This window comes from uncultured Shimia sp. (genome assembly GCF_947493595.1).
Taxonomy (GTDB): domain Bacteria; phylum Pseudomonadota; class Alphaproteobacteria; order Rhodobacterales; family Rhodobacteraceae; genus Shimia.
Genome location: NZ_CANLRL010000001.1, coordinates 1,090,342 through 1,111,005 on the forward strand (window position 1 = coordinate 1,090,342; position 20,664 = coordinate 1,111,005).

Annotated in this window: 20 protein-coding genes and 1 tRNA gene; 10 read left to right on the forward strand and 11 right to left on the reverse strand. The window is 56.3% G+C overall.

All coding sequences use genetic code 11. The features are described from left to right. Positions 1-73 precede the first annotated feature (73 nt). Together Q0955_RS05420 and Q0955_RS05425 are read left to right on the forward strand one after the other, a co-directional pair. On the forward strand, positions 74-1,645 hold the full coding sequence (locus tag Q0955_RS05420; protein ID WP_299420881.1) for a YARHG domain-containing protein: 1,572 nt from the start codon (positions 74-76) through the stop codon (positions 1,643-1,645). A 134-nt stretch (positions 1,646-1,779) separates the two neighbouring features. Continuing rightward, complete coding sequence (locus Q0955_RS05425; protein ID WP_299420884.1) at positions 1,780-2,142, forward strand: hypothetical protein; 363 nt, start codon at positions 1,780-1,782, stop codon at positions 2,140-2,142. Positions 2,143-2,227: 85 nt separating this feature from the next. Here Q0955_RS05425 and Q0955_RS05430 read toward each other — a convergent pair whose 3' ends face one another. From Q0955_RS05430 to Q0955_RS05440, 3 genes are all read right to left on the reverse strand, one after another. Further along, the gene (locus Q0955_RS05430; protein ID WP_299420886.1) at positions 2,228-3,703 is read right to left on the reverse strand and encodes a carboxypeptidase M32; all 1,476 of its coding nucleotides are present in this window, start codon (positions 3,701-3,703) and stop codon (positions 2,228-2,230) included. A gap of 16 nt (positions 3,704-3,719) precedes the next feature. Beyond that, positions 3,720-4,871, reverse strand: a complete 1,152-nt coding sequence (ctaA, locus tag Q0955_RS05435) for a heme A synthase (protein WP_299420888.1) — start codon at positions 4,869-4,871, stop codon at positions 3,720-3,722. A gap of 103 nt (positions 4,872-4,974) precedes the next feature. Continuing rightward, positions 4,975-5,721, reverse strand: coding sequence for an RNA methyltransferase (locus Q0955_RS05440; protein WP_299420890.1), 747 nt, complete (start codon positions 5,719-5,721; stop codon positions 4,975-4,977). Positions 5,722-5,851: 130 nt separating this feature from the next. On the opposite strand from Q0955_RS05440, the gene Q0955_RS05445 reads away from it, so the two are divergent. From Q0955_RS05445 to Q0955_RS05465, 5 genes are all read left to right on the forward strand, one after another. After that, the gene (locus tag Q0955_RS05445; RefSeq protein WP_299420892.1) at positions 5,852-6,181 is read left to right on the forward strand and encodes a TfoX/Sxy family protein; all 330 of its coding nucleotides are present in this window, start codon (positions 5,852-5,854) and stop codon (positions 6,179-6,181) included. A gap of 84 nt (positions 6,182-6,265) precedes the next feature. Continuing rightward, entirely contained in the window at positions 6,266-6,889 is a 624-nt protein-coding gene (locus Q0955_RS05450) for a thiamine phosphate synthase (protein WP_299420894.1), read from the forward strand. A gap of 13 nt (positions 6,890-6,902) precedes the next feature. Next, entirely contained in the window at positions 6,903-7,808 is a 906-nt protein-coding gene (locus tag Q0955_RS05455; protein ID WP_299420897.1) for a PfkB family carbohydrate kinase, read from the forward strand. Then, positions 7,805-8,722, forward strand: a complete 918-nt coding sequence (locus Q0955_RS05460) for a pseudouridine-5'-phosphate glycosidase (RefSeq protein WP_299420901.1) — start codon at positions 7,805-7,807, stop codon at positions 8,720-8,722. Before Q0955_RS05455 ends, Q0955_RS05460 begins: the two co-directional genes overlap by 4 nt. Positions 8,723-8,863: 141 nt before the next feature. After that, on the forward strand, positions 8,864-9,547 hold the full coding sequence (locus Q0955_RS05465; RefSeq protein WP_299420904.1) for a DUF502 domain-containing protein: 684 nt from the start codon (positions 8,864-8,866) through the stop codon (positions 9,545-9,547). 123 nt (positions 9,548-9,670) lie between these two features. On the opposite strand, the gene Q0955_RS05470 is transcribed toward Q0955_RS05465, so the two are convergent. Together Q0955_RS05470 and Q0955_RS05475 are read right to left on the reverse strand one after the other, a co-directional pair. Further along, positions 9,671-10,696: a patatin-like phospholipase family protein gene (locus tag Q0955_RS05470; protein WP_299420906.1), complete on the reverse strand. Its 1,026-nt coding sequence runs from the start codon at positions 10,694-10,696 to the stop codon at positions 9,671-9,673. Between the two features lie 14 nt (positions 10,697-10,710). Next, positions 10,711-11,484, reverse strand: coding sequence for a 3-hydroxybutyrate dehydrogenase (locus tag Q0955_RS05475; protein ID WP_299420909.1), 774 nt, complete (start codon positions 11,482-11,484; stop codon positions 10,711-10,713). Between the two features lie 294 nt (positions 11,485-11,778). On the opposite strand from Q0955_RS05475, the gene Q0955_RS05480 reads away from it, so the two are divergent. Continuing rightward, entirely contained in the window at positions 11,779-13,596 is a 1,818-nt protein-coding gene (locus Q0955_RS05480) for an extracellular solute-binding protein (protein WP_299420912.1), read from the forward strand. A 101-nt stretch (positions 13,597-13,697) separates the two neighbouring features. On the opposite strand, the gene Q0955_RS05485 is transcribed toward Q0955_RS05480, so the two are convergent. Genes Q0955_RS05485 through Q0955_RS05495 form a run of 3 tightly spaced genes read right to left on the reverse strand, consistent with a single transcriptional unit; the run spans position 13,698 to position 17,066 of the window. Continuing rightward, positions 13,698-15,044 (reverse strand): cytochrome P450, encoded by a 1,347-nt coding sequence (locus Q0955_RS05485; protein WP_299420915.1) that lies wholly within the window; start codon positions 15,042-15,044, stop codon positions 13,698-13,700. After that, complete coding sequence (locus tag Q0955_RS05490) at positions 15,041-16,258, reverse strand: hypothetical protein (protein ID WP_299420918.1); 1,218 nt, start codon at positions 16,256-16,258, stop codon at positions 15,041-15,043. Before Q0955_RS05490 ends, Q0955_RS05485 begins: the two co-directional genes overlap by 4 nt. 55 nt (positions 16,259-16,313) lie before the next feature. After that, positions 16,314-17,066, reverse strand: coding sequence for a cytochrome c biogenesis protein CcdA (locus Q0955_RS05495; protein ID WP_299420921.1), 753 nt, complete (start codon positions 17,064-17,066; stop codon positions 16,314-16,316). A 93-nt stretch (positions 17,067-17,159) separates the two neighbouring features. On the opposite strand from Q0955_RS05495, the gene Q0955_RS05500 reads away from it, so the two are divergent. Beyond that, a complete protein-coding gene (locus Q0955_RS05500; protein WP_299420924.1) occupies positions 17,160-17,381 on the forward strand; it encodes a sulfurtransferase TusA family protein in 222 nt (73 codons plus the stop codon). Positions 17,382-17,460: 79 nt separating this feature from the next. Here the strand turns inward: Q0955_RS05500 and Q0955_RS05505 are convergent. Together Q0955_RS05505 and Q0955_RS05510 are read right to left on the reverse strand one after the other, a co-directional pair. After that, positions 17,461-17,550, reverse strand: a tRNA-Ser gene (locus Q0955_RS05505). A gap of 157 nt (positions 17,551-17,707) precedes the next feature. Next, the gene (locus Q0955_RS05510) at positions 17,708-19,075 is read right to left on the reverse strand and encodes a class II 3-deoxy-7-phosphoheptulonate synthase (RefSeq protein ID WP_299420926.1); all 1,368 of its coding nucleotides are present in this window, start codon (positions 19,073-19,075) and stop codon (positions 17,708-17,710) included. A 168-nt stretch (positions 19,076-19,243) separates the two neighbouring features. Here Q0955_RS05510 and Q0955_RS05515 point away from each other — a divergent pair, with 168 nt between their 5' ends. Next, positions 19,244-20,239, forward strand: a complete 996-nt coding sequence (locus Q0955_RS05515) for a GlxA family transcriptional regulator (protein WP_299420928.1) — start codon at positions 19,244-19,246, stop codon at positions 20,237-20,239. A gap of 1 nt (position 20,240) precedes the next feature. Here the strand turns inward: Q0955_RS05515 and Q0955_RS05520 are convergent, their stop codons facing one another. Further along, positions 20,241-20,660, reverse strand: a complete 420-nt coding sequence (locus Q0955_RS05520) for a hypothetical protein (RefSeq protein WP_299420931.1) — start codon at positions 20,658-20,660, stop codon at positions 20,241-20,243. Positions 20,661-20,664 lie beyond the last annotated feature (4 nt).

The following is a 20,664-nucleotide window of genomic DNA, read 5'->3' on the forward strand; positions in this document are numbered from 1 at the left end:
CGCCAAATTTTTTGTTGCCAGGCAATTCTTTGTGTGACCTTCTTCGACCAACGAAACTCACAACGGCGTCCAAATGACCAAGCTTTTTTCCGGCCCCGCTCTCGTCTTCGGCACCGCGCTTTGCCTCACCTGCTCCGGTGCTTTTGCTGCCACACTTACGCTGAACACAAGAGAGCTACAGTCCGACATCGACGCCGAATTTGGCGGCGCCATTCACGCCCAGACGCTCACAGGGAAATACGCCAATTGCACGGTGCTGTATGAAGGTCCTGTCCAGCGAGGAGATCTGCAAAAGTTCCATGCCTTGTACCGCTATGACGGCGAATACTTCAGCAACAGCCTCCCTGGTGGTGCGACGCTCTGCCTCAACAGCCCCGGCGGCAACCTATATGAGTCCCTCGTCATCGTAGATTTCCTGCGCGAGGTTTTTGCCGACCTGCAGACTTATGTCGCAGACGGCGACCTCTGTGCCTCGGCTTGCTCCAACTTGTTTTTGTCGGGCGCACATACGTTTGAGGGAGAAAGCTACGAAACCATCGCAATGCGGGCCATTTCGCCTACTGCGCGCCTTGGCGTACACGCCCCTCGGATTGTTTTGCCAAACGACGGCGAAACCTATGATGCTGAAGAAGTCGCAGCCGTATATGACGAAGCCATCCGGGACTCATCCCACCTATTTGCCTTTTCGCAAAAGGTTGATGACGCAAACACCCCCTACCTGACCCCTTACCTATATGCGCGTAGCATCGAAACCCCTCCACATGACATGTATTATGTCGACACGGTCGGCGATGCCATCTTTGCAAATGTTGCGGTCATGGGAATCAGCTTTGACGTCGACCTGCGCGCCGGCCTGATCGATACCATATGTGACAATGTCTTCCTCATGGACGACGGCGCCTTCAGCTGGGCTTTTGCACCGACTTGGAAGCCTCACCCCTTGGCCTCTATTGCGGACCTCTACAACGAATTCGCTCAAATTCTCGCGCTTGAGGCCCACGAGAACCAGTCGGAAGACAGCCCGGTCTACACGTCCTCGCTCGACATGGAGCAACGAAACGGCGTTATCTACGGTTTCCGACGCGGTTATCGCACCTTAGGCCCCTATGGCGCGGAAGATTGTGTGGTGCGCCTGCCCACCTCTATTCCAATTGGGGAAACCGCCAATTTTGGCAGTGCTCAATCGGTATGGGACGCACGCGGTTCCGAGCCAATCGAGGTCCGCATAGGGTATCAACACCCACGTGGCGACTTTTCAGATCCAGAAGAGGCCTACCTTTCCTCCCCCTACGCCTATTGGAGTGCCTTAAGTCAAGACGAAGAGAACCAACTGCACACATACCCGGCGCTTATGTTGTTTGCTTTGGGTCGCCCGCTCAGTGATTTGCCGCGGATCTCTGACAGGATTGAGGAGCCTGCAGAGACGGCATTGACCGACGAAGCGGAGTCTGACCCTTTAACGTGCGATGATCTCTGGTACATGCGCAATCGGATTTTCCATGAAAACGGCTACTGCTTTGGGTCAGACCGGGGCATATCCACCTTTGGAAACGACGGCTGTTTCACCAAGTCGCCGAGCCTGTCGGAAGTCGACACAACCATCCTTAACGCCATTAAAGTGACCGAAAAAGAACTTGGCTGTTAAATAGAGCATATCCGTAGTCCGAGGAGACTTATTGCCTCCTCGGAACCGCGCACTTGATCAAAGACAAACACGTCACCGGCCCTTTCAGCTATTCCAATCCACATCTTGGAATTGCACAAAATCCGGAGACTGTGATGAAAACACCCGCCATCCTCTTTACGCTAATTCTTGGCTCCGCGCCCCATTTTGCTCTGGCTGGAGCAACACAATTGAACGCGGAATCCGCCCACGCCGCACTGAGTGGCATACATTACACCTGCGATCTCGGTGAAATGAAATTTGACATGATTTTCAATGATGTGCCAACGGATGCTAAAGCATTTCCTTACGAATTTCGAGCAGGAGAACGGGCTTCGCAAGACGCATACGTCTTGACCGACACCGGAGACATCCACCTGCAGAGCGCAGAGGCCGTGCGCTATCTGACGCTGGAAAACCGCACGCTGAAAATCGCCAAAACGCCCGATGGTCGCGCGGCCAATTGCGCGCCTAAGTGACACGGTGCCCGGTTTCTTCTTGCCATAAATATCCAAACAAAAGGGACGCAGAAGCGTCCCTTTTCTCTTTCAAATCCCGCAAGCGCTACAGCTTGTAGATGTCACCAAACTTGGCTTCCAGATAATCCAGCAATGGGTCGCCGCTTGGGTCCTTGCCGGTCGCATGCACAATCGTGTCCGCCGGTTTGCGTAACCCGCCATGCTGCTGCAGATTTTCCCGCAACCAACCCGTTGCCGCCGAGGTGTCGCCCTGCGCCAGTTGCGTATCCAGGTTTGGTACTGCTGCCCGCATCGCGTCGTTCAAACATCCTGCGTAAACATTGCCCAGAGAATAGGTCGGAAAGTAGCCAAACAACCCGACCGACCAATGAACGTCCTGCAACACGCCATTAGACGGCTTGTCCACCGCATAGCCAAAGTCAGCCTTGAAGCGGTCATTCCACGCCGCTTCCAGATCGCCGACTGCCAGATCGCCCAGCATCAAGGCCCGCTCCAGATCAAAGCGCAGCATGATGTGCAGGTTATATTGCACTTCATCAGCCTCAGTCCGGATATAGCCATCGTTCACTCGGTTCACCGTACCATAAAACGCTTCTGCATTGTCGATGCCAAAATCACCAAACTCCGCTTTCATCTGCTCAAAAAGCCAACCGGTATAGGCGCGCGAGCGGCCCATCTGGTTCTCATAAATCCGGCTCTGGCTCTCGTGCACACCCATCGACACGCCGCGCCCAAGAGGAGTCAAAAGATACGCATCATCAATGCCTTGCTCATAAGCCGCGTGGCCAACTTCGTGGATCGTGGAATAGAAGCAGTTGAAAGGATCACTTTCGCTGGTGCGCGTGGTGATGCGCACATCTTTACCAGAGCCCGAGCAGAACGGATGCGTGACACAATCAATGCGCCCATGGTCAAAGTCATAGCCAAAGCTTGCCGCCAGCTTGGCTGTCAGCGCCATCTGCTTATCCGAAGAAAAGTGGCCAGACAGCTTCTGCGGTGCCTCAGCGGCCAAAACGGCCGCCCGCAATGCCACCAACCGGGGCCGCATCGCGTCAAACATCGCTGCGATTTCTTCAGCGGTCATCTCCGGCTCATAGTCATCCACCATGGCGTCATAGACATCACCACCAGCGGCCAGCGCCTGCCCTTCCTGCCGCTTTAGGTTCACCACCTCTTCCAGAGTTGGCAAAAACCCGGCCACATCTTCATCCGAGCGCGCCTGCGCCCAGATACCCTGCGCTTGACTGGTCACCTTGGCAATTTCCGCCGCCAGATCCGCAGGCACCTTGGAGGTCCGCTCAAACGACTTGCGGATATGGCGCACCTGCGCCCGGCCGACCTCGTCCAGCTGTGCCTCATCAATCGCGGCAAGCCACTCACCAACCTTGGGATCAATTCTGCGCGCGTGTAGCACACTTTCCATCGCCGCCATCTCTTCGGCCCGCTGTGGCGCGGCACCAACCGGCATAATCGCCTCTTGGTCCCAGCCCAAACGTCCTGCTACTTCGCCCAACGCCTGTGTGGTATGGGTAAACCCCATCAACTGCTCATATGCAGACATTCTTGTTTTCCTTCTCTCAGGATGCGTCACGCACCGAGGTTGCAATCGGATAGTGGCTCAGGAACCGCGCCCGCAGGATCAGGACCCAGACCACAACAGCAATGGCTTGGTGCGTAATCGCAATATGCACCTGTGCCGCGTAAAGCACTGTGGCGATGCCAACCGCAATCTGCACCGCAATTGCAGCGAAGGCAGCATTAAACGCAAACCGCGTGTGCCCATGCGCGGAGCCTTGCCCACGCCGCCACACCGCAATGGCAAAAATCAGCAAGAGATAACCCCAGATCCGGTGCGTGAACTGCACAAGCCCTGGATTCTCAAAGAAGTTCCGCCAAAGCGGCTCCATATACAACGCATCTGCCGGAAACAGGTTCCCACCCATCATTGGCCAATCGGTAAAGCTGCGGCCCGCATCAATTCCGGCCACCAAAGCGCCCAGCAGAATCTGAACACCTGTCATGTGCAACAGGCCCGTGGACATGCCAAACAGCTTGGCCTCTTTGCCACGCCGAGCCTGCATCAGGTCGCGCTCGCTGCGCCCAAGCAACAGAATGTACCATGTGATGAACCCAAGGATCACAAAAGCCAGCCCCAGATGGGTCGCCAAACGGTAGCTCGCCACCGTGGTCACACCCTCACCAGAGGTCACGCCACTGGCAACCATCCACCAGCCCACAGCGCCTTGTAACCCGCCAAGCGTGCCAATCAGAAACAGTCGACCAGTCCACCCGGTTGGAATTTGCCGCGCAAGGGCAAAACCTGCAAAGCCAAGCGCCCAGACAAGACCAATCACGCGGCCAAGCTGGCGGTGTCCCCATTCCCACCAATAGATGTGTTTAAAGTCCGCCAGGGTCATCCAGTTGTTGTCGATCGCCCACTGGTCAATCTGCTTGTATTTGTCGAACTCACCCTGCCAATCTGCTTCGCTCATCGGCGGGATCGCTCCAGTCACGGGGCGCCACTCTGTGATCGACAACCCACTGTCGGTCAGGCGAGTCAGCCCCCCCACGGCAATCATCACAAAGACCAGTGCAAACAAGATCATCAGCCAGATTCGAATGCCACGCCGCGCGCCTTTGGCGCCGCTGTCGATCACACCCACCGCACTGGGGGCTTCTTTGGGTCCGTCTTCGCTGACCTCTTCAAAAATGCTGCGCTTCTGGCTCATCGCTGTCTCCAAATCTTGGCGCGAGCCTAGTGGGGCCACGCCGAAGCTTCAACCACTCTCAGATACGTTTTGAATGTTTGTTCAGCCGTACGGCAAATGGCACTTATTGCCCTTTTTCTTTCCACCGTACCATCTGCCGCATCACACCATGCAACATCTGTACATCCGCCCGGGTGAGCCGCATCCGGCTCCACATATTGCGCAGATTGACCTTCATGTTTTCCGCTTTTTCCTCGGGGAAAAAGAAGTTGGCCTCTTCAAGCCGCTCTTCATAATGCCGCCCCAGCGCGTCGATATCGGCATTGCTGGCCCAGTCGGTTTTGGCCAAATCCACCCGCTCGTGCACAATATCTGCGCTTTGGCGACGCCACTCATAAGCTGTCAGCAACACACATTGCGCCAAATTCAGCGAGGCATACTCTGGATTAACCGGCACATTGATGATCGCATTGGCCCGCGCGATGTCCTCATTCTCAAGCCCGGCCCGCTCCGGCCCAAACAACACCGCCACTTTCTCCCCACGTGCAATCATCTCAGCGGCTTGCTTCATCGCTGTCTCCGGCGTCACCACCGGTTTGGTCAGCCCGCGCGCGCGCGCCGTGGTGGCAAACACATAATGACAATCTTCCAGCGCCTGTTCCGTGGTTTCGGTCAATAAGGCGCCATCCAGCACCCGCCCTGCGCCTGACGCCATGGCCACCGCGCGCTCATTGGGCCAACCGTCACGCGGGGCAACAACCCGCATCTTGTCCAAACCAAAGTTCAACATCGCCCGCGCGGCACCGCCGATGTTTTCCCCCATCTGAGGGCGCACAAGCACAAAAGCGGGCTGCGGTGTGGCACTGGTCATGGCTCTCTCCTAAAAATCCGCTCGCTGATACCTCCGCCCCCCAAACAAAACAAGCCGCCCCGCTTCATTTGGCTATAAATATCCCCGCCGGAGGCATAGAATCTCCAAGCACAGCACCGGAGGAAACAAAATGGCTTATGACGAAGGACACGCCACGCTGATGCGTGAAGATTTGCAAGACATCGAAGGCATCAGTGAAAAGAAGATGTTTGGCGGCCTGTGTTTCCTACATCACGGCAATATGGTGTGCGGCGTACACAAGGGCGGCGGCATGGCTCGAGTTGGCAAATCCCGCGAAGCAGAAGCCCTGCAAATAGACGGCGTTGCCCCGCTCTCATTCACCGGCCGAAAGATGGGCGGCATGGTGGATCTCTCTGAAGACCTTCTGGGCGATGATGACCTGCGTGCACAAGTGATCGCGCTGGCTTTAACCAACGCGCAAAGTCTTCCGCCCAAATAGCCAACTCCTGATAGCCAAGCGGTAAAATCCGCGCTATAGCGACGCGATCCAAAAACTCGCACAAAGACCATCTGGAGCCCGAGCATGTCCGACACAGAGCTGCCGCAGATCTATCTGATCACCCCGCCGGAAATCGAACTCTCCCGCTTCCCCGATCAACTGGCCTCGGTGCTGGATACCGCCGACATCGCCTGTGTGCGCATGGCGCTTGCGACCAAAGATGAAGACCGGCTGTCCCGCGCCGCTGATGCGCTGCGCGAAGTTGCGCACGCCCGCGATGTGGCGATTGTGATCGACGAACACGTGCAATTGTCTGAGCGTTTGGGCCTCGACGGCGTGCATCTCACCGACGCCGCGCGCTCCGTGGCCAAAACCCGCAAGGAATTGGGACAAGACGCTATTGTTGGTGCCTTCTGCGGCGCCTCTTCCCACGAGGGCATGTCCGCTGGCGAAAACGGTGCGGACTATGTGGCCTTTGGCCCGGTTGGCAGCACCACACTTGGCGATGGAACTCTCGCGGAAAAAGACCTGTTTGAATGGTGGTCCACTATGATCGAGGTGCCCGTTGTGGCCGAAGGGGCATTGGACACAGACATTATTGCAAAGCTCTCGCCTTTCACTGATTTCTTCGGCATCGGTGAAGAAATCTGGCGCAGCGATGATCCTGCGGCCAAGCTCAAAGAGCTGCACGGCGCTTTCACCGCGTAAGTAAGGGGCCTCCATGACCACACAGGCATCCACACAGCCAGACATCCTCTGCATCGGCTCCGTTCTTTGGGACATCATCGGCCGCGCGCCAAGCCATATGCGCCAGGGCTCCGACGTGCCGGGCCGCATCTCCCGCCTGCCCGGCGGTGTGGCCTGGAACATCGCCATGACATTGGCGCGCTTTGGCCTGCGCCCCGCCGCTCTCTCGGCCATTGGTCAGGATGTGGAAGGTGACGAATTGATGACCGCCTGCACTGAGATGGGCGCGATCATGGATTACGTCTATCGGTCCGCTGATCTGCCCACCGACACCTATATGGCGGTTGAAGGCAAGAACGGTCTGATCGCCGCCATCGCAGATGCCCACAGCTTGGAAGCGGCGGGTGACAAAATCCTCAGCCCGCTTGAGGATGGGACATTGGGTAACGAAACCAGCCCCTACACTGGTTTGATTGCGCTTGATGGCAACCTGACACAGCGTCTGCTGGATCAAATCGCCCGCAGCCCCCTCTTTTCCTCGGCTGACCTGCGCGTTGCTCCGGCCTCTCCGGGCAAAGCCGAACGTCTGATGCCCTTCCTGATGCACTCTCGCGCCGTGCTCTATGTCAACCTCGAGGAAGCAGGCTATCTCTGCAAAACCGAATTCACATCGTCAAAAGAGGCTGCCGCAGCCCTATTGGAACGCGGCGCCGCCCGTGCCCTGGTAACCGATGGCGGCAATGACGCCTCTGACGGCACCGCTGACGGCGTGATCACCCAACAACCACCTGCCGTCCTGGTGACCCGTGTCACCGGCGCCGGTGACACTTTTATGGCCGCGCACATCGTGGCTGAATCGCAAAACTGCTCCCGTGAAGAGGCGCTCGACCGCGCTTTGACGGCAGCCGCAAAATATGTTTCCGGAGAACACGCCACATGAGCCTCATTTCCCTTGACCTGGTCCTTTCCCCCGAAGTGGAAGACGCCAAGAAAAACGGCACGCCGATTGTGGCGCTGGAAAGCACCATCATCACCCACGGCATGCCATATCCGCAAAACCTTGAGGTCGCGAAGCAGGTCGAAGCCGACATTCGTGCAAAGGGCGCCGTGCCAGCAACCATGGCTGTGCTGAACGGCACATTGCATGCCGGCCTGACCGAAGCGCAGCTGGAAGAGCTCGCCCAGGCCAAAAACGTCGCCAAAGTCTCCCGCGCAGACATGCCTGTGATCATGGCACAGGGCCGCACCGGCGCCACCACCGTGGCCGCCACCATGATCGCGGCCCATCTGGCGGGCATCGACGTCTTTGCCACCGGCGGCATTGGCGGCGTGCACAAAGGCGCGGAAGACAGTTTTGACATCTCCGCCGACCTCACCGAACTGGCCCACACCCCGGTCACCGTTGTGGCGGCAGGTGCCAAAGCCATTCTCGACGTGCCCAAAACCCTGGAAGTGCTCGAAACCAACGGCGTGCCGGTCATCACCTATGGCCAAGACAGTTTCCCAGCCTTCTGGTCCGCCACGTCAGATCTCACCACTCCTCTGCGCATGGACTGTGCCGCAGACATCGCCGCGGCCCATAAAACCCGCGGCGCGATGGCCTTACCGGGCGGTCAGTTGGTTGCCAATCCAATCCCGACCGCTGACGAAATTCCGGCGTCGGAACTGGCTCCGGTGATTGCCCAAGCCACGCAAGAGGCCGAGGACCAAGGCGTTTCAGGCAAAGACGTCACGCCTTTCCTTTTGGCACGCATCTTTGAGCTCACAGACGGAAAATCTCTGGTCGCCAACATCGCGCTGGTGCGCAACAACGCGCGACTGGCCGCAGACATCGCCGCCGCACTCAAGGCTTAAGCCTCAATCTTGCGAAAATAACAGGCTGCCACGGCGTTGTGACACGTCGTGACAGCCGCAAAATGTGGCCCCCAAACAATCGTCATTGCAGCGCCACACACAAATGCCTAACTAAATATCAGGCTGACCCTAGGACCCCTCATGACGACACCTTTTGACGAAAACGACCCACCGCATAAATCCGGCTTCTTTGCCCGCCTGCGGTCCAGCTTTCTGACAGGCATTGTTGTCATTTTGCCCATCGCGATGACCATTTGGCTGGTCTGGACCTTTGTCGGCTGGGTGGACGGTTTTGTCCTGCCGTTGATCCCCTCCACAATCCAGCCGGAAAAATACATCGGCATCAACCTGCGCGGCGTTGGTATGATCATCTTCCTGATCTTCACCATCCTTGTGGGCTGGATTGCCAAAGGCCTGATGGGGCGCTCCTTGCTGCGCTTTGCAGAAAATCTTGTGTCCCGCATGCCGGTGGTCCGTTCGATCTACTCCGGTGTAAAACAAATCGCGGAAACCGTTTTTGCCCAAACCGAGCGCAGCTTCGAAAAAGCCTGCCTGATCGAATACCCGCGCCGTGGCATCTGGGCGATTGGATTCATCTCCACCACCGCCAAAGGCGAAGTTGCCGGCTCCGCTCCGACCACCAGTCCGCTTGTCGGGGTGTTTGTGCCAACAACGCCCAACCCAACCTCCGGCTTTCTGCTATTTTTCCCAACCGACGACATCATCGAGTTGGAAATGTCTGTTGAAGACGCCGCCAAATTGGTGATTTCCGCAGGTCTGGTTTACCCAAACCCCAAAGACCCATCCCAGCCACCGGAAGAGTGACGCTCGCTTCATTTGACCCAAAATGTCCCGGGGTGGTCCCATCGCTGATGGGACAGGGGCAGCGCCCCTCTAACCGGAGCGCAGCGCCTAAAACCGTGCGTCCCGCAAGGCAGGCTCCGGCAGCTACCCATACATCTCCGCCAAATCCACGGTACCACGCGCGTTCAAATCGGCCTTATGCGCGCTAAGAAAACTCTTGGCCGCCGTCTGCCCCGCTTCTTTCAAATGAAGCAGAACCGAGGTCACAGGCCAGCTCTTGGTGGCGACCGACAAGCGGTTCATCAGCGCGTCATCCGCAATCATATGCACCTTCACCTCCCGCTTTTCTTCACGACTCAACGCACCTTGCGCAATCAGCTTTTGCACAAATGCAACGGCGCGCAGTTCACTCAACAGCGATGCATTAAAACTGATCTCATTGATCCGGTTGCTGATCTGCTGCGGTGTCACCGGCAAAGTCTCCCGCTGCAACGGGTTGATATTCACAATCACCACATCTTCTGGCAGGTCCTGTCGGTACAGCGGCCATAATGATGGATTTCCGGTGTAACCACCATCCCAATACGCTTCGGTCTTGCCGGTGGTCTGATCAAACACATTCACCGCCTTAAACATGGTTGGCAGACAGGCAGACGCCAACAGCGCATCGGTGCTGATCTCGCGCCCTTCAAACACCCGCGCTTTGCCGGACCGCACGTTTGTGGCACAGACAAACAGCTTCGGCCCGTCCTCGGCGCAGACTTGATCAAAGCTGAACTGATCGACAATGTCGCGCAGCGGATGCTCGTAAAGCGGCCCCATGGCGTAAGGCGAGGTCAACCGCTGCATCATATCCGCCGCCATAAACGGCCAGCTGTATTCCATCGCTCGGCTGACCAGCCCAGGCGGCACCGCCGCAAACCAGGCGTCCATACCCGGCACCTGCGCCGCGCCCATCTGCTGCCAGAACCAGTCGAGATTGGCCCGCGCGCCCTCACGCCCGCCTTGCAACAAACCGGCCTTCAATGCCGCGCCATTCATCGCGCAAGCCGAGGTGCCGGTGATCCCGGCAATCTCGATATCTTCGTCCTGCAACAGAACGTCCAAAACGCCCCAGGTGAAAGCCCCATGCGCGCCGCCACCCTGCAATGCCAGATTGATACGCTTCATGAGGCCGCTTCCCTTTACAATGCGGTCCAGCCGCCATCCACGCTGATGGTGGTGCCGGTGATCTGCGCCGCCGCATCAGACGCCAAAAAGCACACCGTGCCGCCCAGGTGCTCTACCGTTGCAAACTCGCGGCTAGGTTGACGCTCCAGCATCACCTTCTTGATCACCTCGTCGCGACCCATGTTGTATTTCTCCATGGTGTCCGGGATCTGCGCCTCCACCAGCGGCGTCAGCACATAGCCCGGGCAAATCGCATTACAGGTGATCGGCTCTTCCGCCGTTTCCAACGCAACAGTCTTGGTCATGCCCACCACACCATGCTTGGCCGCAACATACGCCGACTTAAACGGCGACGCTGTCAAACCATGCGCACTGGCAATGTTGATCACCCGGCCCCAGCCGCGTTTGCGCATATGTGGCAGCGCAGCCGCTGTGGTGTGAAACGCAGAGTTCATATTTATCGCAATGATGGCGTCCCACTTCTCTACAGGGAACTCATCAATCGGCGCCACGTGTTGAATGCCAGCGTTGTTCACCAGCACATCACAGCCACCTGCATCCTCGATCAGCTGGCGACATTGGTCCCCCTTGGACATATCCGCCGCGATGTATCGTGCTTTTACGCCGAACTCCGCCGCAATCTCGGCCGCCAGCGCATGATCTTCGTCTCGGTTGGTAAAAGAATTCAGCACAACATCCGCTCCAGCCCGCGCCAATTCCCGCGCCACGCCCAGACCGATTCCCGAATTGCTGCCCGTCACAATTGCCGTCTTGCCCTGCATTGTCATCTGTCTTGTCCTCTCATCTCGGTTGCGCGCAGCATACCATGCTGCACTCGCAAAATAAGGGAAATCCGCTCTTACCGTAATCTTACGTAAGCCTGCCAAAAGGCCAAAAAAAACGCCCGCGCGAAGCGGGCGTAAAGTTATTGAGGCAGGTTTCATACAGGCAAGAAACCTATCGAGCAGTGATCCCTTTATAAGCGTTAGTGCGCCGGTCTCCAAGCTAAAAGTTTGATAAGCCACCAATACCCCGCTACTTTTTGGGTAAGCAAAAAACGAACCAACAGGATTGTTCAGGCAATGACACCAATACGTTTCCCCAAAGTCACCAGTGCCGCCACGGCGCTGGCGCTAACACTGGCCGGCACGCAAACCTTCGCAGAGCCCCAGCATGGCATCGCTATGTATGGTGATCCCGCTCTGCCACATGATTTTGTGTCACTGCCCTACGCCAACCCCGATGCCCCCAAAGGAGGACGCGTTGTCACTGGCAACGGTGGCAGTTTTGATTCTCTTAACCCTTTTGTCCGGAAAGGCACCGTGCCGTGGCAACTCAGGTTTTTCGGGTATGAGTCCCTCATGGGGCGCAACTGGGATGAACCATTCGCCCTATACGGGCTTCTAGCCGAATCGATTGAGACGCCAGAGGACCGTTCCTGGGTGGAATTCACCCTGCGTAAAGAAGCCCGATTCTCTGATGGCAGCCCGGTGACCGTCGAAGACGTGATCTGGTCTTATGAAACCCTCGGCACAGTTGGCCATCCCCGCTACCGCGGATTTTGGGGCAAAGTGGGCAGCATCGAAGCCACGGGCGAGCGATCCGTGCGCATCACTTTCAACACCGAAGACCGCGAGTTGGCCCTGATCGCCGGCCTGCGCCCCATCCTGCAAAAGGCGCAGTTTGACGGCAAATCCTTTGAAGACATCACCCTTCAAGACGTCCCGCTTGGAACCGCGCCCTATGTGGTCTCCGACTTTGAAGCAGGCCGCTTTGTCACCCTATCGCGCGACGAAGACTACTGGGGCAAGGACCTACCGTTTCGCAAAGGCACCCACAACTTTGACGAGATCAAAATTGACTTCTTTGGCGATGGCGATGTCATGTTTGAGGCCTTCAAAGCAGGAGAGATCTCCTTCACCCGCGAATTCAACGCTGAGAAATGGGCTGCTAACTATGATTTCCCGCTCGCTCAATCCGGCGACATTGTGAAATCGGAAATCCCTCACCAAAAACCTTCCGGCATCACAGGGTTGGTGATGAACACCCGCAAGGCGCCACTGGATGACATCCGCGTGCGCGACGCGCTGATGCATGTCTTCAACTTCGAATTCATCAACGACACGATGACCGGCTCCCGCCAACCGCGCATCACGTCTTTCTTCTCCGGCTCCCTTTTGGGCATGGACGAAGGCCCGGCCCAAGGGCGCGTGGCGGAATTCCTGCAACCCTTTGCCGACCAGCTGCCCCCGGAAGCGCTGGCAGGCTATTCCTTGCCAAAATCTGACGGCTCCATCCGCAACCGCGCCAACCTGCGCAAAGCCATGGCCCTGATGGAGGACGCGGGTTACTCCGTGGTGGACGGCAAGTTGCAGAACGCTGACGGCGATGTGCTCACACTGGAAATCCTGCTCAAGCAGGGCGATTCCGAAAACAAAGCCATCGTCGACATCTACTCAAAAGCCCTCGAAGGTCTTGGTGTGGAATTGACCGTAACCCAGGTGGACGGCCCGCAATACACCGAACGTACTGCCGCCTTTGACTTCGACATCACCAACTACCGCCGCGCCCTGTCGCTCTCTCCTGGCAACGAGCAGAATCTCTACTGGGGGTCCGCTGCGGCCGATCAAACCGGCTCGCGCAATTTGATGGGTGTAAAATCTCCCGCCATCGACGCCATGATCAACGAGATGCTGACCTCCACATCGCAAGACGACTTTGTCGCCGCGACCAAGGCGCTCGACCGCGTGCTGACCTCTGGCCGTTACGTGATTCCAGTGTGGAAATATGCCGTGGGTCGCATCGCCCACCAGAAAGAGATGCACTACTCCAAAGACAACCTACCAATCTACGGCGACGGGGTTGAATGGCTGCCAAGTGTCTGGTGGCATCAAGACTAAACGCAACACAGGGCGCCTTCGGGCGCCCTGTTCGTTAACAGGTCCATTTCCGGGAATTTGCACCTCCGCAAAACAGTCGCGATACAGACGCTATACCGACGTCAGTTTCGCCGCTCGATTCGAAGCTTAATGCCGTCCCGCGACCGCACTGTCAGATGGGCAATTGGCACTGGTGCATCACCCTCCGGCGTGATCCGGAAATGCTTCAAGATCATCGACAACATCAGCACCCCCTCCACCATGGCAAAGCCAGCGCCGGTGCAAACACGACTGCCTGCTGAAAACGGAACATAGGCCTCTCGCATGCACTGTTTGCCGTTGTCCGTTTGCCACCGTGTTGGGTCAAATCCGTCCGGATTGTCCCACAACCGTTCCTGACGATGCAAATGCCATGGGGAGATAACCACCTGAGATCCTTCGGCAATTTCGCGATCTCGAAAGTGTTCTGGACAGGTTGTCTCTCGCACCATCATAGGCACCGGCGGATACAGGCGCAGCGCCTCACGGAACACATCGCGACTGATCTTCATTTTGCTGACCGAGCCAAATTCCTCTTTCAAATCTGCTGCTTCCTCGGCGATTTTCTCCTGCCACTCCGGAAACAACGCACAGAGGTACAACGTCCAGGCCAAGGCCGACGCGCTGGTTTCATGCCCAGCCAGGAAAAAGATCGCCACCTGGTCAACCATCTCATTGGTATCAAACGTTTTTCCATCGACTGGATCTACCGTTGTCATGATCTTAGTGGCCAAGTCGTCCGGCGCAGTTCCCGACTCAATCGCCACCATCCGCTCCTCGGTAAGCTGCGTGATCAATCCGCGAATACTGGCTGCCGTTCGCTTGGTGTCTTTCCGAAAAAACCTTGGAAACCAACGCGGTAACGGCAAAAACGCTCCCAAGTTCACGATGGGCGCACTGCGCTGGTAGGTACGGAATTCGTCAAACACCTTGCCCGCAACCTCATGCTCAATCGGGATCGAGAACAAGGTACGGAAGATCACATCCGCCGCCGCGTGACTGGTTTCCTCTTCAATCTCAACAACTTGTCCAACATGCGCATTCAGGCGCGCCACCGCGGATTCGCTTGCGGCCCACATCGCCGGAAACGTATCGCGCAGCCGCCCGCCCTCAAAAGCCGGATCAATAATCCGCCGCTGTCGCTTCCAAGTTTCCCCATTGGTCAAGAACACCGATTCCCCCAAAAGCGGTTTTAGACCTTCACTAACCCTTTGAGATTTTGGGAAATCATCCGGCCGTTCCTTCAAAACAGTTTTTATTAACGAAGGCTGGTTGATCATATAGGAGCGAAAGAACGGCGTGCGAAACTCCGCCATCCAAGCGCGGTACAGTTTCGCAGGTTGGGCCGACAAAAGGTCTTTGCGAAAGAGCTTCACATACTGCCGCAGCGTGACTTTTTCTGGCCGCGGCGTTGGTTTTGGAGGAATCATGAAGCCACCGAGGTAAACTTATTGACTGGCTTCTCTATGCGGGAGCCAGACGCTTTGCGCTCCTCATACCGCTCCGCCAGTGTTTTTGGTCCTGCCGTAATGCGGAAATAATCATAGTCTCCGGGCCGGTCAAATGCGCAAAGATATTGAAAATGCAGCCGAAAAAACCGCCACCGCAACTCCGCCCACCGCGCCTCAGACAGCGTTTGCGTGAAGGCAGCGGAAAACACCAAAGGCCACCGCTTGCCCTCTTCCGGCGCAACGCCTGACACAGACACCGGATCACACAGCGCAAAGGCACAGCCATCCCCTGGCGCCGTCACATCCACCCAGGTCAACTCTTCTCGCTGGCACAGAAACGCCAAATCCGCCCGCAACCGATCCGCCTTGGGCAGGAAACTCACCATCGGCACAACCTGCCCCAACGACAGAAAACCAAGAGCCGGACCAGCACTCGGCACGCGTCCATCCCGGATCAAATCCGCCAACACTGACACCGCCAAATGCGCACCGCTGGAATGACCGACCACCAGAACTTCGTCACACTCTGACAGCAATGCATCGGCGATGCGATCTGCAAACTCGCCCATCCGCGCTTCCAATTCAGGCGAATTGGCGCCTTTGGTGGAAGCCGAATATGCGTAATCATGCATCAGGTAATAGGCAAAGAACTTACCGTCATGCTTTTGAAACCATTGTAGAATTGGCAAAACCACTATCAGACCAAACACCGCCGTCCACTCTGGCAGCAGAATCGCCAGCACTTTGCCAATGCCCCAGGCTACCATCAGGGCCAGAAGCAACTGAACCAGCAAAAACACCACCGGATAAAGCGCCGCAATCACAGGCCCTTTGCGCAGCTGCATCAACCGCCACAATGCGCCAGAGCTAATATAGGTCCAGGCCGTCTTTAGAAGCTGCCCGTAGGTCGACACAATGCCCTGCTCCATGCTTTCGCGCACGATGTCGGACCATACCAACACCTCGACGTCGCAGTGTGCCTCAAGTCCCTCGATTTGGCCGGTCACGCGCCATCCATAGGGCCCGCCCTTGGACGTTTGGGGCGACAGAGCAATGTCATAGTCGGAAATCGCGGCCTGCGCCGCGCCTTCCTTGCGGTACAGCTCCCGATAGCGCCGTGGGTGAATCGGATCATAGCCAGGGATATAGAATACCCGGCGCGTCTTTACCTGCCTGTGCTGGGGCTCTGCCATCGCCTGCCTCTCCTTTGCAGACAACTGTAACCGCTCACTTTGGCAAAATTAAGCCTTATCCGAGGGTTGCAAGCACAGGAAAGGTTTCCAGCAGCCAATAAGAGAAGGTCGAGAACGCCCCTGTCACCAGCATCACACCGACAAGCAATAGCAATCCGCCCATAACCTTCTCGATGGTGCCCATGTGGCGTTTGAGCTTGTTCATGACTCCCATGGCGCGATTAAGGAAAATCGCAGCCAACAAAAACGGAATGCCTAAACCCGCCGCGTACACCCCCAACAGAACGGTGCCACGCGCAATGGAAGCCTCACCGGCAGCAAGCGACAGAATCGCGCCCAGCTGTGGCCCAATGCAAGGTGTCCAGCCAAAAGCAAACGCAAGCCCCAACACATAAGCGCCAAAGGCCGATCCACCTGTCTCCCCTGTCTCAATCCGGGCTTCACGATCCAGAAACGGAATACGGAACACGTTGAGAAAATGTAGACCAAAGATGATCACCACACCGCCAGCAATTTTACTGAAAAGGTCCTGATTTTGTAGGAAAAACGCCCCAAACACTGATGCCGTGAATCCGAGAAAAAGAAACACCGTCGATAGGCCCATCACAAAAAACAGGGCCGCGACAATCGCCTTGCGCCGCGCCTCTTGCTCAGTCGTGAGTTCCGACATGCTGACCCCGCTCATATAGGCCAGATAGGGTGGCACAATCGGCAGCACACAGGGGCTGAGAAACGAGATCATACCCGCCGCCAGCGCCACAAACATCGCGGGCAGAAGTCCCGCGTCGATGATATCTATTCCAAACATGCCCCACCCTTAGACCAACTCCCAAAGAAGGTCACGGGTACAGGTGGTCACATCCCTGTGGACACAATGTTACATCCCACTTATGTCCAACCTATGGATTTGGAAATTGATGCAATTGGCCTCTTGTGCCCCCTGCCCGTTTTGCGCTTGCGCAAGCGTATGGAACCCTTGGAAACCGGTGCAAAGGTGCGCCTGCTGGCTGATGACCCCGCGGCCATCGTCGACGTGCCGCACTTTTGTAACGAAACTGGTCATACCTTTGTCAGCATGGCAGAATCCGACGGCCATCTGGAATTCATCGTACAAAAGGGCTGACTTCGGTCGGCCGAGACATCTTATCAATACCGCGCACTTAAGCCGTTGATCAGGAATACTGTTTTCCGATGAGTGTTTGTGGCGGAGAGACAGGGATTCGAACCCTGGAGACGGTTTCCCGCCTACACACTTTCCAGGCGTGCGCCTTCGACCACTCGGCCACCTCTCCGCATCAGAGCGTTGGTCAGCTGACCGTCTCTCTGTGGAGCGGTGTTTAGCTTCATCTGTTGGGGGGATGCAAGAGGCAATTTGCGGTATTTTTGCTTTTCCCAACAAAAAAGAGCCGCGCAATTGCGCGGCCCCTATTTGCTTGCGTTTGAAGCGGTTTAGACCGCTGCAGCCGCTTTCGCTTGATCCCGATCAGACAGCTCCTCTGCCACCAAGAATGCAAGCTCCAGAGACTGGCTCGCATTCAAACGTGGATCACAGGCTGTGTGATAGCGCGCCGACAGATCTTCTTCGGTCACCGCGCGAACGCCGCCGGTGCACTCAGTGACATCCTGACCGGTCATCTCAAAGTGTACGCCCCCCGGAATAGTGCCTTCCGCTTTGTGCACCCCAAAGAATTCACGCACCTCGCGCAAAACACTGTCAAACGGGCGGGTCTTGTAACCAGTGGCAGACTTGATGGTGTTGCCGTGCATTGGATCACAGGTCCAAAGTACATTGGCCCCTTCTTCCTGAACTGCTTTGATCAGACGCGGCAAGTGATCACCAACGCTGCCAGCACCAAAGCGAGCAATCAGGGTAAGACGGCCCGCTTCGTTTTCAGGATTCAGTTTTTCCATCAAGACCTTGAGGTCATCCGCAGTGGTGGTCGGACCACACTTCAGACCAATTGGGTTCTGAACTCCACGGGCGAACTCAACATGGGCGCCGTCAGGTTGACGGGTGCGGTCGCCAATCCAGATCATGTGACCGGAGCCTGCGAGCCACTTACCGGAAGTCGAATCCAGACGTGTCAGCGCCTCTTCATATTCCAGAAGCAACGATTCATGACTGGTGTAGAAGTCAACGGTTTGCAGCGAATGCAACCGCTCAGATGTCACCCCCGCCGCCTTCATGAAGTCCAAAGTGTCGCTGATACGGTTGGCCATATCGCGGTACTTGGTGGCCTTCTCGCCTTCGGTGAAGCCAAGCGTCCAAGAATGCACCTGGTGCACATCAGCATAGCCGCCAGTGGAAAAAGCACGCAGCAGGTTCAAAGTCGCCGCAGCTTGAGTATAGGCCTGCAACATCTTGTTTGGGTTGGGAATTCGCGCGTCTGATGTAAATGCCAGCTCGTTAATGATGTCACCGCGGTAGCTTGGCAGTTCCACACCATCTACAGATTCTGTGGGGGCAGAACGCGGCTTTGCAAATTGGCCAGCCATACGGCCAACTTTCACAACAGGTACTTTGGCGCCATAGGTCAGAACCATCGCCATCTGCAGCATAACTTTGAACGTGTCGCGAATGCCATCTGCGCTGAACTGTTCAAAGCTCTCTGCACAATCTCCACCTTGCAACAAAAAGGCCTCGCCGCGAGAAGCGGCACCAAGCTGAGCTTTGAGGCGGCGCGCTTCGCCGGCAAAGACCAATGGCGGATAACTTGCAAGCTTGGCTTCCACAGCCTTCAGCTCGGCATCATCCAGATAATCAGGCATCTGAACCCGGGGCTTATTGCGCCAGTCAGATTTTTGCCAGTCAGCCATTGTCTTTACTCCAATTAGACAAGTTAATGAGGCCTTATACAAAAGCTCTTGTCCCGGCGCCATAGATGAAATATCGGGCCTTGACGCGTTTGGTGAATGTTTCGTTTAATCGGTCAACTCGCCGCAATTCAATGTGCGCACTCCCTCTTAGAAAAGGAAACGATGTCAATGACTTCGGCACTCGCTTCTGGTGAAATCGACGCAAAATCTCGTCGCTTTGTTTTTGTGCTTTTGGACAAGTTTACCTTGCTGTCCTTTGCCTCCGCTATTGATTGTCTGCGCTTGGCCAATCGGCAAATAGGCGGCGAACACTACTCTTGGATTTTGGTTGGCGAAGGTGGCGACACGGTAAGCTGTTCCACGAACACAACTTTTAAGCTCGACGACGACCTGACGGATCTCCGCAGGGACGACACAATTGTATTGTGCGGCGGCACCAACATTCAGCAAGCCACAACCAAAAAACTGCTCAACTGGCTTCGTCGCGAAGCGCGCAAGGGGCCGCCAGTCATAGGTTTGTGTACAGCCTCGTTTTGCATGGCCAAGGCTGGATTATTGGACGGAAAACGCGCCACGATCCATTGGGAGAATCAGGACAGCTTTGCCGAGGAGTTTGATGAAGTAGAGTTGTCAAAATCAGTCTTCACCATCGACACTAACCGCATGACCACTGCGGGTGGTACGTCTTCGATAGATCTCTTCTTGAAACTGATCGCGCAAGATTTGGGCGAAGACGTTGCCAATTGGGTTGCGGACCAACAAATCTACAGCTCCATCCGGACCGACCAAGACACGCAACGTCTGTCTGTTCCAACCCGCATTGGCGTGCGCCATCCAAAACTGTCGATGGTCATCCAAATGATGGAAGCCAACATCGAAGAACCCATCAGCCCCTCGTTGCTTGCCAAAGAAGTCGGTATGTCGACCCGCCAATTGGAGCGGCTGTTTCGTCGTTATTTGAACCGCTCACCCAAGCGTTACTATATGGAACTACGCCTACAAAAGGCACGTAACCTGTTGATGCAAACAGATATGAGCGTGATCAATGTGGCTTTGGCCTGCGGTTTTGCCTCCCCCAGCCACTTCTCAAAATGTTATCGCGCACACTACGAAACCACGCCGTACCGTGAGCGGGGAAGTCAGAGCTCACGCCTGTCAATCTAGCTTAGAAACGGGAAATGAACTTGGAAAACGTGGTGCTATGCTCTACGTGGATCACCTGTTGTTGGGCGCCTTGTGTGTGCATCACCATATAGAGGTACAGGTAGTCGCCGCTCTCGGTCCAATAGGCCAACATCTCTTGGCGAAACCCGCTTTTTAGAGTTGCGGACTGCACCGTAGCTGACCCAATAAACGGATCAGGAAAAGCCTCGCTCAATGCCGCATTGTATTCCGCTTTTTCTGCGTCGCTCAGAACTACGTCGGGCTGGATCATGTCGATCGCTTCACCAATTTCCTTATTCATGACCAATTCATTGAACAAGGCCAGCGCCTGATTGAATTGGGTCCGCAGATTGGTCTGCGCCTCTACCGACGCAGACGCCGCCAAAACAAAGGCGGCGGAAAGAAGACTATTTTTGATCATCGTG

What these genes read in the sequence shown, in the direction of transcription:
- Q0955_RS05455 (WP_299420897.1), top strand. Translation starts at nt 6,903, where the DNA reads ATGACCACACAGGCATCCACACAGCCAGACATCCTCTGCATCGGCTCC.
- Q0955_RS05520 (WP_299420931.1), bottom strand. Translation starts at nt 20,660, where the DNA reads ATGATCAAAAATAGTCTTCTTTCCGCCGCCTTTGTTTTGGCGGCGTCT.
- Q0955_RS05440 (WP_299420890.1), bottom strand. Translation starts at nt 5,721, where the DNA reads ATGACCAGTGCCACACCGCAGCCCGCTTTTGTGCTTGTGCGCCCTCAG.
- Q0955_RS05465 (WP_299420904.1), top strand. Translation starts at nt 8,864, where the DNA reads ATGACGACACCTTTTGACGAAAACGACCCACCGCATAAATCCGGCTTC.
- Q0955_RS05470 (WP_299420906.1), bottom strand. Translation starts at nt 10,696, where the DNA reads ATGAAGCGTATCAATCTGGCATTGCAGGGTGGCGGCGCGCATGGGGCT.
- Q0955_RS05495 (WP_299420921.1), bottom strand. Translation starts at nt 17,066, where the DNA reads ATGTTTGGAATAGATATCATCGACGCGGGACTTCTGCCCGCGATGTTT.
- Q0955_RS05500 (WP_299420924.1), top strand. Translation starts at nt 17,160, where the DNA reads ATGGATTTGGAAATTGATGCAATTGGCCTCTTGTGCCCCCTGCCCGTT.
- Q0955_RS05445 (WP_299420892.1), top strand. Translation starts at nt 5,852, where the DNA reads ATGGCTTATGACGAAGGACACGCCACGCTGATGCGTGAAGATTTGCAA.
- Q0955_RS05480 (WP_299420912.1), top strand. Translation starts at nt 11,779, where the DNA reads ATGACACCAATACGTTTCCCCAAAGTCACCAGTGCCGCCACGGCGCTG.
- Q0955_RS05510 (WP_299420926.1), bottom strand. Translation starts at nt 19,075, where the DNA reads ATGGCTGACTGGCAAAAATCTGACTGGCGCAATAAGCCCCGGGTTCAG.
- Q0955_RS05460 (WP_299420901.1), top strand. Translation starts at nt 7,805, where the DNA reads ATGAGCCTCATTTCCCTTGACCTGGTCCTTTCCCCCGAAGTGGAAGAC.
- Q0955_RS05450 (WP_299420894.1), top strand. Translation starts at nt 6,266, where the DNA reads ATGTCCGACACAGAGCTGCCGCAGATCTATCTGATCACCCCGCCGGAA.
- Q0955_RS05485 (WP_299420915.1), bottom strand. Translation starts at nt 15,044, where the DNA reads ATGATTCCTCCAAAACCAACGCCGCGGCCAGAAAAAGTCACGCTGCGG.
- Q0955_RS05430 (WP_299420886.1), bottom strand. Translation starts at nt 3,703, where the DNA reads ATGTCTGCATATGAGCAGTTGATGGGGTTTACCCATACCACACAGGCG.
- ctaA (WP_299420888.1), bottom strand. Translation starts at nt 4,871, where the DNA reads ATGAGCCAGAAGCGCAGCATTTTTGAAGAGGTCAGCGAAGACGGACCC.
- Q0955_RS05420 (WP_299420881.1), top strand. Translation starts at nt 74, where the DNA reads ATGACCAAGCTTTTTTCCGGCCCCGCTCTCGTCTTCGGCACCGCGCTT.
- Q0955_RS05475 (WP_299420909.1), bottom strand. Translation starts at nt 11,484, where the DNA reads ATGACAATGCAGGGCAAGACGGCAATTGTGACGGGCAGCAATTCGGGA.
- Q0955_RS05490 (WP_299420918.1), bottom strand. Translation starts at nt 16,258, where the DNA reads ATGGCAGAGCCCCAGCACAGGCAGGTAAAGACGCGCCGGGTATTCTAT.
- Q0955_RS05515 (WP_299420928.1), top strand. Translation starts at nt 19,244, where the DNA reads ATGACTTCGGCACTCGCTTCTGGTGAAATCGACGCAAAATCTCGTCGC.
- Q0955_RS05425 (WP_299420884.1), top strand. Translation starts at nt 1,780, where the DNA reads ATGAAAACACCCGCCATCCTCTTTACGCTAATTCTTGGCTCCGCGCCC.